Annotated in this window: 11 protein-coding genes and 1 pseudogene; 7 read left to right on the top strand and 5 right to left on the bottom strand. The window is 69.8% G+C overall.

All coding sequences use genetic code 11. From position 1 onward, the window contains the following. Positions 1-265: 265 nt before the first annotated feature. Both QMK24_RS00515 and recD2 read right to left on the bottom strand, forming a co-directional pair. Positions 266-1,555, bottom strand: a complete 1,290-nt coding sequence (locus tag QMK24_RS00515; RefSeq protein ID WP_283462995.1) for a citrate synthase — start codon at positions 1,553-1,555, stop codon at positions 266-268. Between the two features lie 124 nt (positions 1,556-1,679). Next, the gene (gene recD2 / locus QMK24_RS00510) at positions 1,680-3,896 is read right to left on the bottom strand and encodes an SF1B family DNA helicase RecD2 (protein ID WP_283462994.1); all 2,217 of its coding nucleotides are present in this window, start codon (positions 3,894-3,896) and stop codon (positions 1,680-1,682) included. 960 nt (positions 3,897-4,856) lie between these two features. Between recD2 and QMK24_RS00505 the strand changes: the two are divergent. Both QMK24_RS00505 and QMK24_RS00500 read left to right on the top strand, forming a co-directional pair. Then, positions 4,857-5,479 (top strand): annotated as a pseudogene (locus QMK24_RS00505) (class F sortase). Between the two features lie 93 nt (positions 5,480-5,572). Next, positions 5,573-6,010, top strand: a complete 438-nt coding sequence (locus QMK24_RS00500; RefSeq protein ID WP_283462993.1) for a DUF937 domain-containing protein — start codon at positions 5,573-5,575, stop codon at positions 6,008-6,010. 268 nt (positions 6,011-6,278) lie between these two features. Here QMK24_RS00500 and QMK24_RS00495 read toward each other — a convergent pair whose 3' ends face one another. Genes QMK24_RS00495 through QMK24_RS00485 form a run of 3 tightly spaced genes read right to left on the bottom strand, consistent with a single transcriptional unit; the run spans position 6,279 to position 9,423 of the window. Beyond that, positions 6,279-7,112 (bottom strand): sugar phosphate isomerase/epimerase family protein, encoded by an 834-nt coding sequence (locus QMK24_RS00495; RefSeq protein WP_283462992.1) that lies wholly within the window; start codon positions 7,110-7,112, stop codon positions 6,279-6,281. Beyond that, a complete protein-coding gene (locus QMK24_RS00490) occupies positions 7,109-8,275 on the bottom strand; it encodes a dihydrodipicolinate synthase family protein (RefSeq protein ID WP_283462991.1) in 1,167 nt (388 codons plus the stop codon). The genes QMK24_RS00495 and QMK24_RS00490 overlap by 4 nt, the downstream gene beginning before the upstream one ends. Beyond that, positions 8,272-9,423, bottom strand: coding sequence for a Gfo/Idh/MocA family protein (locus QMK24_RS00485; RefSeq protein WP_283462990.1), 1,152 nt, complete (start codon positions 9,421-9,423; stop codon positions 8,272-8,274). The genes QMK24_RS00490 and QMK24_RS00485 overlap by 4 nt, the downstream gene beginning before the upstream one ends. A gap of 158 nt (positions 9,424-9,581) precedes the next feature. On the opposite strand from QMK24_RS00485, the gene QMK24_RS00480 reads away from it, so the two are divergent. The 5 genes from QMK24_RS00480 to QMK24_RS00460 all read left to right on the top strand — a co-directional run bounded on the left by QMK24_RS00480 (position 9,582) and on the right by QMK24_RS00460 (position 14,471). Continuing rightward, on the top strand, positions 9,582-10,658 hold the full coding sequence (locus QMK24_RS00480) for a LacI family DNA-binding transcriptional regulator (RefSeq protein WP_283462989.1): 1,077 nt from the start codon (positions 9,582-9,584) through the stop codon (positions 10,656-10,658). 123 nt (positions 10,659-10,781) lie between these two features. Continuing rightward, positions 10,782-11,699, top strand: a complete 918-nt coding sequence (locus QMK24_RS00475) for a bifunctional helix-turn-helix transcriptional regulator/GNAT family N-acetyltransferase (protein WP_283462988.1) — start codon at positions 10,782-10,784, stop codon at positions 11,697-11,699. Between the two features lie 29 nt (positions 11,700-11,728). Beyond that, positions 11,729-12,439 (top strand): vWA domain-containing protein, encoded by a 711-nt coding sequence (locus QMK24_RS00470; protein ID WP_283462987.1) that lies wholly within the window; start codon positions 11,729-11,731, stop codon positions 12,437-12,439. A gap of 32 nt (positions 12,440-12,471) precedes the next feature. Continuing rightward, positions 12,472-13,269 (top strand): sugar phosphate isomerase/epimerase family protein, encoded by a 798-nt coding sequence (locus tag QMK24_RS00465; protein WP_283462986.1) that lies wholly within the window; start codon positions 12,472-12,474, stop codon positions 13,267-13,269. A gap of 146 nt (positions 13,270-13,415) precedes the next feature. Next, on the top strand, positions 13,416-14,471 hold the full coding sequence (locus QMK24_RS00460) for a hypothetical protein (RefSeq protein WP_283462985.1): 1,056 nt from the start codon (positions 13,416-13,418) through the stop codon (positions 14,469-14,471). The last annotated feature ends 4 nt before the right edge of the window (positions 14,472-14,475 follow it).

The raw sequence follows: 14,475 nt of genomic DNA, 5'->3' as shown, positions 1-14,475 counted from the left end.
GTGCCCGGAGAGCTTGAGCGGCCCTCTCGGGCCTTTCTCGTCCCGGCATAGCGCGCCACAAAGCACCCGGTACGGACCCGTGGGGGGATCCGATCCGGGGGACGGGAGCGCCCCGTGCCGGACCCGTGGGGGGATCCAGCGCGGGGCGCTTCTTTATGCTCTGCGGTTCTGTCCGCATGCTCTGCGGTTCTGTCCGCCGCAGTGTTCGCGGCGGTGTCCGCACCCGGCACTCACTGCCGCGTGCCGTGCGGCGCGTGCACCTTGGTCAGCGGGACTCGACCGGAAGGTAGTCGCGCAGTTCGACGCCCGTGTAGATCTGGCGCGGGCGGCCGATACGGGATCCGGGCTCCTTGATCATCTCGTGCCACTGGGCGATCCAGCCGGGAAGCCGGCCGAGCGCGAAGAGCACCGTGAACATAGTGGTCGGGAAGCCCATGGCCCGGTAGATCAGGCCCGTGTAGAAGTCCACGTTCGGGTAGAGCTTGCGCGAGACGAAGTAGTCGTCACTGAGCGCGTGCTCCTCGAGCTTGAGCGCGATGTCCAGCAGCTCGTCGGACTTGCCGAGCGCGGAGAGGACATCGTGCGCAGCCGCCTTGATGATCTTCGCCCGGGGGTCGAAGTTCTTGTAGACGCGGTGCCCGAAGCCCATGAGCTTCACGCCGTCTTCCTTGTTCTTCACCTTGCGGATGAAGGCGTCGACGTCGCCGCCGTCGTTCTTGATGCCCTCGAGCATCTCCAGCACCGACTGGTTGGCGCCGCCGTGCAGCGGGCCCCACAGGGCGCTGATGCCGGCCGAGATCGAGGCGAACTGGTTCGCCTGCGAGGAGCCGACCAGGCGGACCGTGGAAGTCGAGCAGTTCTGCTCGTGGTCCGCGTGCAGGATGAGGAGCTTGTCCAGGGCGCCGACGACGACCGGGTTGAGCTCGTACTCCTCGGCAGGCACCGAGAAGGTCATGCGCAGGAAGTTCTCGACATAGCCGAGGTCATTGCGCGGGTAGACCACCGGCTGGCCGACGGACTTCTTGTACGCGTAGGCCGCAATGGTCGGCAGCTTGGCGAGCAGCCGGATCGTGGACAGATGGCGCTGCTGCGGGTCGAACGGGTTGTGGCTGTCCTGGTAGAACGTCGACAGCGCGCTGACCACAGACGACAGCATCGCCATCGGGTGGGCGTCGCGCGGGAAGCCGTCGTAGAACCGTTTGACGTCCTCGTGCAACAGCGTGTGCTGGGTGATCTCACCCTTGAAGGTGGAAAGCTCATCGACGGTCGGCAGCTCACCGTTGATCAACAGATAGGCGGTTTCGAGAAAACTGCCGCGTTCGGCGAGCTGCTCGATCGGGTAACCGCGGTAGCGAAGGATGCCCTCTTCACCGTCAAGGAAAGTGATCGCGGACTTGTAGGCCGCGGTGTTGCCGTATCCGCTGTCCAGGGTTACCAGACCGGTGTCGGCGCGCAGCCTGCCGATGTCGAAGCCCTTGTCGCCGACAGTGCTGTCGACCACCGGGTAGCTGTGCTCGCTGTCCCCGTACCGCAGTACTACAGAGTTGTCGCTCACGTCATTCCCTCACCGACGGTTTTGCCTCTTCTTCGAGGTGCCCTGACTTGGTCCACTGTCCCCCATTTGGCACTGGCGCGTGCACTCGGGGTCGGCCATAGGGCCGAAACATGGCACGGAGTGCCTATTTCGCGCTCTGGGAGAGCCGGTGATCGAGGGCGGTGAAGCGCCGGCCGGCCGAAACTGTACGCACCGCCTGGGCTATCGCCTTGCGCGAGCCGACCAGCACCACAAGGCGCTTCGCCCTGGTAACAGCCGTATACAGCAGATTCCGCTGCAGCATCATCCAGGCACCCGTCGTGACCGGGATCACCACGGCCGGGTATTCACTGCCCTGCGAACGGTGGATCGTCACCGCGTACGCGTGGGCCAGCTCATCCAGCTCGTCGAAGTCGTACGGGATCTCCTCGTCCTCGTCGGTGAGCACGGTGAGCTTCTGTTCGACGGTGTCCAGCGCGGTGACCACCCCGACCGTGCCGTTGAAGACGCCGTTCTCCCCCTTCTCGTAGTTGTTGCGGATCTGGGTGACCTTGTCGCCGACGCGGAACGTACGGCCGCCGAACCGGCGTTCCGGAAGGTCCGGGCGGGCCGGGGTGATGGCCTGCTGGAGCAGGGCATTCAGCGCACCGGCCCCGGCCGGACCGCGGTGCATCGGGGCGAGCACCTGGATGTCGCGGCGGGGATCGAGGCCGAACTTGGCGGGGATCCGCCGGGCCGCCACCTCCACGGTGAGCCGCCCCGCCGCCTCGGTGTCCTCCTCGGGGAAGAGGAAGAAGTCGGGCAGCCCCTGGGTGATCGGCGGGACCCCCGAGTTGATCCGGTGGGCGTTGGTCACCACACCCGACTGCTGGGCCTGGCGGAAGATCCGGGTGAGCCGTACGGCCGGGACCGGGCTGCCCGGGGCCAGCAGATCCCGCAGCACCTCGCCCGCGCCGACGCTCGGCAGCTGGTCCACATCCCCGACGAACAGCAGATGCGCGCCCGGCGGCACCGCTTTCACCAGTTTGTTCGCCAGCAGCAGGTCCAGCATCGAAGCCTCGTCCACGACCACCAGGTCGGCGTCCAGCGGCCGGTCCTTGTCGTAGGCCGCGTCACCGCCGGGCTTGAGTTCCAGCAGCCGGTGCACGGTCGACGCCTCCATGCCCGTCAGTTCGGACAGCCGTTTGGCGGCGCGGCCGGTCGGTGCGGCCAGCACCACCTTGGCCTTCTTCGCCTGCGCCAAAGTCACCACCGAGCGCACGGTGAACGACTTGCCGCAGCCGGGCCCGCCGGTGAGCACCGCGACCCGCTCCGTCAGCGCCAACCGCACCGCCTGCTGCTGCTCGGGCGCCAGATCCGCGCCGGTGCGCTCGGCCAGCCAGGACAGCGCCTTGTCCCACTGGACGTCCTGGAAGACCGGAAGACGGTCCTCCGGCCCGCGGAGCAGCCTGAGCAGCTGGCCGGCCAGCGAGATCTCCGCCCGGTGGAAGGGCACCAGGTACACCGCCCTGACCGGATCTCCGCCCCCCGGATCCGGCACCGACTCCCGGACCACACCCTCCTCACCCACCAGCTCCGCGAGGCAGTCGATCACCAGCCCGGCGTCCACCTGCAGCAGCTTGACTGAGTCCGAGAGCAGCTGCTCCTCGGGCAGGAAGCAGTTCCCGCTGTCGGTGGCCTGCGACAGGGCGTACTGGAGCCCTGCCTTGACCCGTTCAGGGCTGTCGTGCGGTATCCCCACCGCTTGGGCGATCCGGTCGGCGGTCAGGAAGCCGATGCCCCACACATCGGCTGCCAGCCGGTAGGGCTGGTTCTTCACCACGGAGATCGACGCGTCGCCGTAGTTCTTGTAGATCCGCACCGCGATGGAGGTGGACACGCCCACTCCCTGCAGGAAGACCATCACCTCCTTGATCGCCTTCTGCTCCTCCCAGGCGACGGCGATCATCTTCGTCCGCTTCGGACCCAGCCCCGGCACCTCGTTCAGTCGCTTCGGCTCCCCCTCGATGACATCCAAGGTCCCGGTGCCGAAGTGCTCCACGATCCGGTCGGCGATCTTGGGCCCGATCCCCTTGATCAGCCCTGAACCGAGATAACGGCGTATCCCCTGGATCGTCGCGGGCAGGATGGTCGTGTAGTTCTCCACGGTGAACTGCTTGCCGTACTGCGGGTGAGAGCCCCAACGGCCCTCCATCCGCAGCGATTCGCCCGGCTGCGCCCCCAACAGGGCGCCGACCACAGTCAGCAGGTCGCCGGAGCCGCGGCCGGTGTCGACCCGCGCGACGGTGTAGCCGTTGTCCTCGTTGGCGTAGGTGATCCGCTCGAGGACGGCTTCGAGCACGGCGAGTCTCGCATCCCCCATGACCCGGCCTCCCCCCTCAGCGGCTCCCGGCGGCTTTCAATGGCCTTCAACGGCCTTCAACGGCTTCCCAGCGGCGATCTGATCCGAAGGTACCGCCTGCCCCCGACACTCCGGGTACGCCTGTGGACAACTCCGGCGCGCGCCTCGTACGCCGCTGGGCTGACGCCGGTCCCGGTGTTCCCGTCTTTTCGGCCGATGGGCCTATGGCCATTCTCCCGAGGCCCCGGCCAGGGCATTCCTCATAACTTTGTGGATGTCGGCACACACCACCGCAAATATCCCCGACTTGTCGATCCGCATACGGAGACCCCCATGACCACCCGCGCCTCCCTCCGCACCCTCGTCGCCACGGCCGACGTGACCGGCGCGGTGCTCGTCCCGGTCACCGGCGCCTTCGCGGCGGACGGCGACACCGCCGCCCCCGTCACCTCTCCTCAGGTCCCGAGCACCGCCAAGACGTTCACCCTCAAGGACGGCAGCGTCGCCACCGTGACGCAGCAGCCGGGCGGCGGCTACAAAGCCGTCATCACTGTCGTGAACGGCCCCAACGCCGGTGTCGTCGGCACGCTGACCACCGCTACCCGACGGCCAACCACAACGGGCTGCACATCACGCTCCACAAGGACGGCAGGATCACCTCCTGGCTGGAGGGCGACAAGTCCACCGACAAGTCCGCGGCCAAGGACAAGGACAAGGACAAGGGCGCCGTCAGCACCCACGGCAAGAAGGCCCTTCCCAAGGGCGGCGTGGCCGCCGGTGAGCAGATCATCGCCGCCGACCACGGCATGAGTCCGGCCGCCATAGCCGGGAGCGCCGCCGCGGCCGCCGCAGTCGCGGGCGCCGGCATCGTCGTGATGCGCCGCCGCGCCGCCGCTGCGAGAACTGAGCCTGGCGGAACGGGGCGCCGCCGCAACGGGCGGCGCCCCACCGCGCATCTCCTCACGTGCCCAGGAGGCACCCATGTCCCGCCGCACTCCTCGGATCGGCCCCCTGCGCACGGTGATGGCGCTGTTCGCCGTGCTGCTCGTCGGCTCGCTGGCCGCCTGCGCATCGGGCGGGGGCGCCTCCGGCAAGGAGGTCTCACCTTCCGGCTCCAGCATGTCCGGTTCCAGCGTGTCCGGTTCCACCGCCCCGGGTCGGAGCGCGGCTCCTACGCGGGTGACGATTCCCTCCATCGGCGTGGACAGTTCGCTGATGCGTCTCGGCCTCAACGGCGACCAGACGGTCCAGGTCCCGCCGCCGGACAAGGGCATGACGGCCGGCTGGTACAGCGGCAGCGCCGCCCCCTGCGAGAAGGGCGCACCGTGCTCATCGGCCACAAAGACACCCGCTACGGCAAGGCCGTCTTCCATGACCTCGGCAAGGCGAAGAAGGGCACGGACATCGGCGTCCGTGACGCCGCCGGGAAGACCGTGCACTACACCGTGACCGGCACCGAGACGGTGGACAAGGACGCCTTCCCGGCGGAGAAGGTCTACGGTCCCACCGCCGCCCCCGTACTGCGGCTGGTCACCTGCGACGGCTCCCTGGACGCCGGCGGCCACCCCGTCGACAACCTCATCGTGTACGCCTCCCTGCGATAGCCCCGCCCCAGCCCCGCCCTCCAGGGGCAGGCTCTAACGCGTTCGGCCGCCCACCACGGGCCGCCGGCGGCCTTCGCGCGTAGCGTCCGGAGCATGAGCGACGAACCGCTGCAGAACGAAGTGCTGTCCGAAATCGGCGACGACCGGCTCCAGGAGATCGCGGGTCTGCTGGGCACCGATCCGGAATCGGCCCGGAAGCTTGTGGGGACCTCGGTCACCTCGCTGACCGGTGTCCTCACCGATGACGCGGTGACCCCGGGCGGCACCGCCGAGCTCAGCCAGGCGCTGGAACAGGCCGCGACGGAACCCGAGCCGCCTGCCGGGGCCGCCGGCTTCGCCGGGCTGGGGGTACTGGGGTCGGCAGCTGGCGGCGGCATGCTGCTCACCGTGCTGCGCAAGGTGACGGCGCCGACCGCCCGGGCCGTGTCGAAGAAGACGGGCCTACCGGTCGCGGCTGTCGCCGGGGCGCTCGAACTCGTCATCCCGGTGGTGGCGACGGTGCTCGCCAAGCGCGCCCGTTCCGCGAAGTGAGCGCCGGGCGGTGAGCGTCACGCGCGGAGCCCGCGGGCACGCGCGCACAGCCCGCCGCCCGCAACCCGCATGACAGACGAAGCAGGACAGACGAAAGGGGTCCGGCGTGAGCCGGACCCCTTTGCCGTTCCCCCAGTACCCCCGAAGCCCCCCTCGGGCGCATATCACTACCTCAGTTCCCCGAACCCCTCCCGGGAACCTTGATGCCTATAAGACCGACCACCCCTACAAACGGTTGTACGCCGGACAGAAGTAATTTCAAGATTCTTCAGAGCACGTGCTCGCGGTACCGTCCGGCGATCTCCGCGAGAACCTCGGCGCCGTCACGCGCCCACAGGGCGGGGTTGAAGATCTCCACCTCCATGGCGCCGAAAAACCCGGCCGCGTCGACCTGCTCGCGGAAACGTCGCAGGTCAACGCAGCCGTCCCCGAGCTGCCCGCGACCCAGCAGTACGCCCTCGGGGAGCGGTGTGACCCAGTCCGCGAGTTGGAAGGACGCGATCCTGCCGGCAGCGCCCGCCCGGACGATCTGCGCCGGGACCCGGTCGTCCCACCACAGGTGATAGGTGTCCACGACGACCCCGACCTGCTCGGCGGGGAAGCGCTCCGCGATGTCCAGCGCCTGGCCGAGCGTGGAGACGACACAGCGGTCCGAGGCGTACATCGGGTGCAGCGGTTCGATCGCGAGCCGCACCGACCGTTCGGCGGCATACGGAGCCAGCTCCGCCAGCGCGTCGCCGACCCGCTCCCGCGCGGCCGCGATATCGCGGTCTCCGGAGGGGAGGCCGCCGGAAACCAGCACCAAGGTGTCGGTTTGCAGGACGGCCGCCTCGTCGATCGCGGCCCGGTTGTCGTCCAGCGCCGTACGCCGGGCGGCGGGGTCGGTCGCGGTGAAGAAGCCGCCACGGCACAAAGACGTCACCAAGAGGCCGGTTTCGCGCATCAGCCGGGCAGCGCGCTCGACTCCGTACTCCTGGACCGGTGCGCGCCACAGACCCACGCCCGGCACTCCGAGCCTGGCGCAGCCGTCGGCCAGCTCGGGCAGCGACCACTGCTTGATGGTCTCCTGGTTGATGCTCAGCCGCACCAGGTCACCGGTCATGCGGGCACCCCGTTGATGACGAGCAGCTGCCGCATCCGCGCCTCGGCGAGCGCCGGGTCGGGGAACAGGCCGAGGCCGTCGGCCAGTTCATAGGCGCGCGCGAGGTGCGGGAGGGAGCGTGCCGACTGCAGCCCGCCCACCATCGTGAAGTGCGACTGATGACCCGCCAGCCAGGCCAGGAACACGACACCTGTCTTGTAGAAGCGCGCCGGAGCGCCGAACAGGTGCCGGGACAGCTGGACGGTCGGGTCGAGGAGCGCCCGGAAACCGGCCGCGTCCCCCGTGTCCAGGGTGCGCACGGCGCCGGCCGCGACCGGTGCCAGCGGGTCGAAGATGCCGAGCAGCGCATGGCTGAAGCCCTGCTCGTCGCCCTCGATCAGCTCGGGATAATGGAAGTCGTCGCCGGTGTAGCAGCGCACGCCCTTGGGCAGCCGGCGTCGCAGGCCGATCTCGCGCCGGGCGTCGAGAAGCGACACCTTGATCCCGTCGACCTTGTCCGGGTGGGCCGCGATGACGTCGAGGAACGTGCCCGTGGCGGCGTCGAGGTCATCGCTGCCCCAGTAACCGGTCAGCGCCGGGTCGAACATCGGGCCCAGCCAGTGGAGGATGACGGGTACGGCCGACTGGCGCAGCAGATGGCCGTAGACCTCCAGATAGTCCTCCGGGCCCTTGGCCAGGGCTGCCAGCGCGCGGGACGCCATGAGGACGGCCCGCGAGCCGGACTCCTCGACGACGGCGAGCTGCTCCTCGTAGGCCGCGATGACTTCGGCGAGCGTCCGGGCGGGCGCCATGAGCTGGTCGGTGCCGATGCCGCAGGCGATCCTTCCGCCGGCGGAACGTGCCTCGGCGGCGGAGCGGCGGATCAGTTCGGCCGCGCCCGCCCAGTCCAGACCCATGCCGCGCTGGGCGGTGTCCATCGCCTCGGCGACGCCGAGTCCCTGGGACCACAGGTGGCGGCGGAAGGCGAGGGTGGCGTCCCAGTCGATGGCGGCCGGCCCGTCGCGGACGCTGCGGTAGGGGTCGGCGACGACGTGCGCGGCCGAGTAGACGATGCGGCTGCGCAGTTCGCCGCCCGGAGCGTGCACCGCGGGTTGGGTGCGCGGCACATAGGAGCGCAGTTCGCCCGCAACGCCGGGGAGCCGGATGCCCGTCCTGCCGCTCACAGGGACAGCTCCGGTACGTCGAAGCGGCGGCCCCCGGCGGACGACCTCAGGCCCAGTTCGGCGAGCTGGACGCCTCGCGCGCCGGCCAGCAGGTCCCACTGCCACGGCTCATCGAGCACGACATGCCGCAGGAACAGCTCCCACTGGCTCTTGAAGCCGTTGGTGAATTCGGCGTTGTCCGGGACCTCCTGCCATTGGTCGCGGAAGGGCTCGGTGACCGGGAGGTCCGGGTTCCAGACCGGCTTGGGGGTCGCGGAGCGGTGCTGTACGCGGCAATTGCGCAGGCCCGCGACGGCCGAGCCATGGGTGCCGTCGACCTGGAACTCCACCAGTTCATCGCGGTTGACGCGGACTGTCCAGGAGGAGTTGATCTGCGCGATGGCTCCGCTGTCGAGTTCGAAGATGCCGTACGCGGCGTCGTCGGCGGTCGCGTCGTACGGTTTGCCCTGCTCGTCCCAGCGGCGCGGAAGGTGGGTGGCGGTCAGCGCCTGGACGGTACGGACCCGGCCGAACAGCTCGTGGAGCACGTACTCCCAGTGCGGGAACATGTCGACGACGATGCCGCCGCCGTCCTGGGAGCGATAGTTCCAGGACGGCCGCTGGGCACTCTGCCAGTCGCCCTCGAAGACCCAGTAGCCGAACTCGCCGCGGATGGACAGGATCTGCCCGAAGAAGCCGCCGTCGATGAGCCGCTTGAGCTTGAGCAGCCCGGGGAGGAAGAGCTTGTCCTGGACCACGCCGTGCTTGACGCCGGCGGCGGTGGCGAGCCGGGCCAGTTCCAGGGCGCCGTCGAGCGAAGTCGCGGTGGGCTTCTCACAGTAGATGTGCTTTCCGGCGGCGATGGCCTTGCGCACCGACTCCTCACGGGCCGCTGTCACCTGCGCGTCGAAATAGATCTCGACGGTGGGGTCGGCGAGGACCGCGTCGAGGTCGGTGGAGATGTGTTCCAGGCCGTACAGGTCCGCCATCGCGCGCAGCGCGTGCTCGCGACGGCCGACGAGAACCGGCTCGGGCCACAGCGTCGTGCCGTCCCCGAGGTCGAGCCCGCCCTGCTCCCGCAGGCTAAGGATCGAGCGGACCAGGTGCTGTCGATAGCCCATGCGGCCCGTGACGCCGTTCATGGCGATCCGCACTGTCCTGCGTGTCACGTCGGTTCCTCCCCTTCGGCTGCGACCGCCCGGCAAGCGATAGCAAGCGCTTTCTTCTCGGGCACGCTAGCCCTGAGCGGACCGATCCGACAAGGTGAGAACATGTCCCGCAACGGGCGGTGCGGTCCCGGGACGACCAGCAGGAGGTACGGACGCAGATGGCAGTGACCCTCGCCGATGTCGCGGCGCGCGCCGGGGTGTCGTCCGCGACCGTCTCGCGCGTCCTCAATGGCAATTACCCGGTTGCCGGCAGCACCCGCGAACGCGTGCAGCGGGCCGTCGATGATCTCGACTACGTGGTCAACGGGCAGGCCAGGGCGCTCGCCGCCGCCACATCCGACCTGGTCGGCGTGCTCGTCAATGACGTCGCGGACCCGTTCTTCGGGCTGATCGCGAGCGCCGTACAGGCCGAGATCAGCGACGGGTCCGCTCCTGGTGGCGGGAAGCTCGCGGTGGTCTGCAATACCGGAGGCTCCCCCGAGGCCGAGCTCACCTACCTCACCCTGCTGGAGCGCCAGCGCGCGGCCGGCGTGGTGATCACCGGAGGCGCGATCGAGGGCGCCGGGCACGGCGCGGCGGTCGCCGCACGGCTCGCCCGGCTGGCGGAGTCCGGAACTCGGATCGTGCTGTGCGGGCGCCCCCCGCTGGACCCCCCGGCCACGGCGATACCCGTCGCCACTGTCGCGTTCGACAACCTGGGCGGCGCGCGGCGGCTCACTGAGCATCTGCTCTCGCTGGGCCACCGCCGGATCGGCTATGTCGCGGGCCCCGCCGACCGCACCACCACCCGGCACCGGCTGGAGGGCCACCGGGCGGCACTGGCGGCACACGGCCTGCCCTCCGGCGGCCCCGACGTCGAGCGGCTCACGGTGCACGGCTCGTACGACCGCTCCTCCGGCTACGACGCGGCGCTGGAACTCCTGCGCCGGGAACCCTCGCTGACCGCCATCGTCGCCGCCAACGACACTGTCGCGCTGGGTGTGTGTGCGGCGGTGCGCGACCGGGGGTTCAGCATTCCGGGCGACATCTCGGTGGCGGGCTTCGACGATCTGCCGTTCAGCGTGGACGCCACCCCGGCCCTCACCACGGTCCGCATCCCGTTGCAGGAGGCGGGCGCCCGGGCCGGCCGCCTCGTCATGGGGCGCCAGGCTCCGCCGCCGTGCGGCCTCGCGACGATTCGTACGGAGTTGATGGTGCGCGCGTCCACGGCGCGGCCGCGGGGCGGCACTGCCTGAGCCGATCGCCGGGCCGGGCCGCTTCGCTGTCCGGCGAAGCATCCGGTGAGTTATCCACAGGCCTTTTCATGGTGCCGACGGGACCTTACCTTTGACTCAGGCAAAGGAATTCGAGGTGATCCCATGGCCGTGCAAGAGATCCGCGCCTTCAACCGCTTCTACACCAACCTCATCGGCGCACTGGACTACAGCCGCCATCTGCACACCCCGTACACCCTGACCGAAGCGCGGGTGCTGTACGAACTCGCACACTCCCGCCGGACCGACGCCGCCGACCTCCGAGTGGAACTCTCCCTCGACGCCGGGCATTTGAGCCGCATGTTGTCGAAGTTCGAGCAACAGCAGCTGGTCACCCGCGCGCCGTCCGAGCGGGACGCCCGGCGGCAGCGCATAGAGCTGACTCCGCGCGGCCGGGAGGCGGCCACACTCCTGGAGGAACGCGCCGAGGAAGCGGTCGGGTCGCTGCTGAGCGAGGTGCCGGCGCGGGACCGCCCGCGGCTGGCCGAAGCCATGCGCACCGTCCGGGAGATATTGCATGACGACCGGCAGCCGGGCCCGGCCCGGATAGAACTGCGCGGGCCGCAACCCGGCGATCTGGGATGGGTGATCCAGCGGAACGCGGAGGTGTACGCGGCCGAATTCGGCTGGAACAGCGAGTACGAAGCGCTGGTGGCCCGGATCATCGCGGACTTCGCCGCACATCCGGATCCCGGGCGCGAGGCGATGTGGATGGCGGAGCTCGACGGCGCGCCGGCCGGCTGTGTCTTCTGCGTCCGCGACGAGGTGCCCGGCGCCGCGCGACTGCGGTTGCTCCTGGTCGAACCGGGTGCGCGGGGGCACCACATAGGCGACCGGCTGGTGGCGCAGTGCATATCCTTCGCCCGCGACGCCGGCTACCGCGAGTTGGTGCTGTGGACGAATGACGTACTGTCCGCGGCCCGGAGGATCTACCAGAGAGCCGGGTTCGAGCTCCTCGCGGAGAAGCCGCATCACAGCTTCGGCAAGGAACTCATGGGACAGGACTGGCGTCTGGTGCTGTAGAAAACGCCGCATACGGCTCAGGAGGATTCATGCCCATTTCGCTCGACAAGGTCCAGCAGACCGCCCCGGGCCTGGTCAGCCTCTACAAACAGGCCGCCGTCAGCCTGGACAAGCACCGGCTGTCCGGTGAGCGGGCCGCCGTCTATCTCATCCTGGACCGGTCCGGCAGCATGCGCGAATTCTACAAGGACGGCACGGTCCAGCACCTCGCCGAGCAGATCCTCGGGCTGGCCGCGCACTTCGACGACGACGGCACCGTCCCGGTCGTCTTCTTCTCCACCGGGGTGGACGGCATCGCCGAGGTCTCGCTGACCGACTACAGCGGGCGGATCGACGCGCTCAACAAGTCGTACGGGCACATGGGGAGAACGAATTACGCGGCCGCCATGGAAGCGGTGATCGCGCACTACCAGCGGTCGGGCGCGACCGTGCCCGCCTTCGTCGTCTTCCAGACGGACGGCGGTCCGATCAACAAGGGCGCCGCCACCGAGGTGCTGTGCAGGGCGGCGGCGCTGCCCCTCTTCTGGCAGTTCGTCGGCTTCGGCGCGGATGAGTTCCGCTTCCTGCGCCGACTGGACGAACTTCCGGTACCGGCCAAACGAGTGGTGGACAACGCCGGGTTCTTCGCCGCCGGCAAGGACCCGCTCGCGATACCCGACGCGGGCCTGTACGACCAGCTGATGGCGGAGTTCCCGGACTGGCTGGCGGCAGCGCGCGCGCAGGGCATCGTCAGAGGTTGACCGCGCCCGGCACGGTGCCTAGTGTCCGGCGGATGAAGCTCGCGTTCTCCACCCTCGGTGTCCCCGCACTCCCCATCGAGCAGGTCGTCCGTCTCGCCGCTGAGCATGGTTTCCACGGAGTGGAGATCCGGGCCAATGCCGAGGAACCAGTGCACACCGGCCTCTCACCGGCGGAACGGAACGCGGTCGTGGCGGAGTTCGAGAAGTCGGGGGTGGAGATCCTGACGGTGGCGGCCTACACCAAGGTCGCCGCGCCGGGGGACGATGGGCCGGTGCTGGCGGATCTCCGGGCCAATCTCGCGCTCGCGGCCGATCTGGGGGCCCCGTTCGTGCGGGTCTTCCCTGGTGGCGGAGAGCTGCCGGCGGCGGAGGCCGACGAGCACGCCGCTCGGCGGCTCGCTGCGGTGGCGCCGGAAGCCGCCGACCTCGGGGTGCGGGTGCTCCTCGAGACGCATGACTCGCACCGGACCGGCGCGGACGCGGCCCGGATCCTGGGTCTGGTCGGGCACCGCAGCGTGGGTGCGATCTGGGATGTGATGCACACCTGGCGCGGCGGCGAGCAACCGTCCGCCACCTACCCCGTACTCGCCCCGTACCTCGGATATGTGCAGGTCAAAGACATCGCTTCGGCTGAGGACACCACCCCGCTGCCGCTGGGTGCGGGTGTGCTGCCGCTGGCGGAGACCATTGAGCTGCTGAGCCGGGCGGACTGGGACGGCTGGTTGTGCTGGGAGTACGAGAAGCGCTGGTATCCGCATGTGGCGGATCTTTCGGGGCTGCTGGCACCGGCCAGGCAACACCTGTCACGGCTGCTCGCCAGCTCGGCGTGACACCGGAGCCGGCCCCTGAGGCCGATCCCGGGAGCCGGTCACCAGATCGGTCACCTGGGAGGGTCGCCGCGCCGTCCCCCTCCGCTCTCGGCCAAACGGCCCATCACACGCTGCCCAGTGGCCCCGGCTGACGCGACCATGGGCCCATGCCCAGCCACCGCGCGGAACCGGTCCGCGGATTCGCCCGTCCAAGGCTCATGCCGCTGAGGAAGCTCCGCAGAGCCGTGTCGGTCATGGCGCTGGCAGCGTCACTGGCCGCTCTCCTCACCGCCTGCGGCCAGCAGCGGTCCGCCACCGGCACGCATCCCTCCGACAGCGCCGGTGGCGACCACAGTGCGTCCGCCTCACCGTCGACGGTCGCGCCGTCGACCGATGGTTCCCCATCGGGCAGCCCTTCGTCCGGCGGTCCCTCGTCGGTCCCCGGCAAGCCCGGGGCTCATGGGATCGAGTCCCGGGTCGTGTACTTCTCCGTCGGGGTGCGCAGGCCGCCGGGGATCCACACGGTGGTGAACAGCCAGCTCGAGCTGGCCCGCTTCCCGAGCTGGTTCGCGGGAAACGACCCGCAGGCGGCCCGTGAGATCGCCGCGCGAACCCGGACGACGGACTTCTCGCGCAATGTGCTGGTGGGCTGGGTGGAGACCACCGGCTGCAGTCAGGCCACCGGGGCGACGCTTCTCGCCACCGGCGACCGGCTGACGCTCGGCGTCAACCAGCCGAAGCCCATGCCGGAGTGCCTGGCCCCGTACCGGGCCACGGCGGTGTTCGAGGTACCGCGCAGCCGGATGCCGAAGCACCCGATGTTCGGGAACGGGAGCGAGGTAGCCACCCCGGCCGGCCCCGGCAGGACGGTGGCGTTCACGCGTCTCGACGTCGTGAGCGCTCAGGACCAGCGGTCCAAGGCCGCCGAGGTGACCCGGCCGGCCCAGCTGAACGCCTACCTGGCGGGCCTGCCCGGCGCCGGAGCTGCGGCCGTACGCGGGGAGTTGGCCGCACTCCCGCCGCAGAGCGGTGAGCGGCGCTTCGGGTACCTGCTGGCCGGTTGCAGGCCGACCGGTGCGGCACTCCTGATCAGCCCCGAGGGACGGCTGTCGGCGAGCCCGGCCGGCGACGAGAACATCCGCTGCATCCGGGCCGAGTACTACGCGGCGGTCCTGGCCATCCAGGGGAATCTTCTGCCGGCTCACGCCACAGCCATTGACTGACGAA

It is taken from the genome of Streptomyces sp. PH10-H1 (assembly GCF_030063355.1).
Lineage (GTDB): Bacteria > Actinomycetota > Actinomycetes > Streptomycetales > Streptomycetaceae > Actinacidiphila.
The sequence above is the reverse complement of the archived record's forward strand: the minus strand, read 5'-3'. Positions and strand labels throughout refer to the sequence as shown.

Coding starts and splice junctions, on each gene's coding strand:
- recD2 (WP_283462994.1), bottom strand. CDS start 3,896: ATGGGGGATGCGAGACTCGCCGTGCTCGAAGCCGTCCTCGAGCGGATC.
- QMK24_RS00500 (WP_283462993.1), top strand. CDS start 5,573: ATGAGCGACGAACCGCTGCAGAACGAAGTGCTGTCCGAAATCGGCGAC.
- QMK24_RS00495 (WP_283462992.1), bottom strand. CDS start 7,112: ATGACCGGTGACCTGGTGCGGCTGAGCATCAACCAGGAGACCATCAAG.
- QMK24_RS00480 (WP_283462989.1), top strand. CDS start 9,582: ATGGCAGTGACCCTCGCCGATGTCGCGGCGCGCGCCGGGGTGTCGTCC.
- QMK24_RS00475 (WP_283462988.1), top strand. CDS start 10,782: ATGGCCGTGCAAGAGATCCGCGCCTTCAACCGCTTCTACACCAACCTC.
- QMK24_RS00470 (WP_283462987.1), top strand. CDS start 11,729: ATGCCCATTTCGCTCGACAAGGTCCAGCAGACCGCCCCGGGCCTGGTC.
- QMK24_RS00465 (WP_283462986.1), top strand. CDS start 12,472: ATGAAGCTCGCGTTCTCCACCCTCGGTGTCCCCGCACTCCCCATCGAG.
- QMK24_RS00460 (WP_283462985.1), top strand. CDS start 13,416: ATGCCCAGCCACCGCGCGGAACCGGTCCGCGGATTCGCCCGTCCAAGG.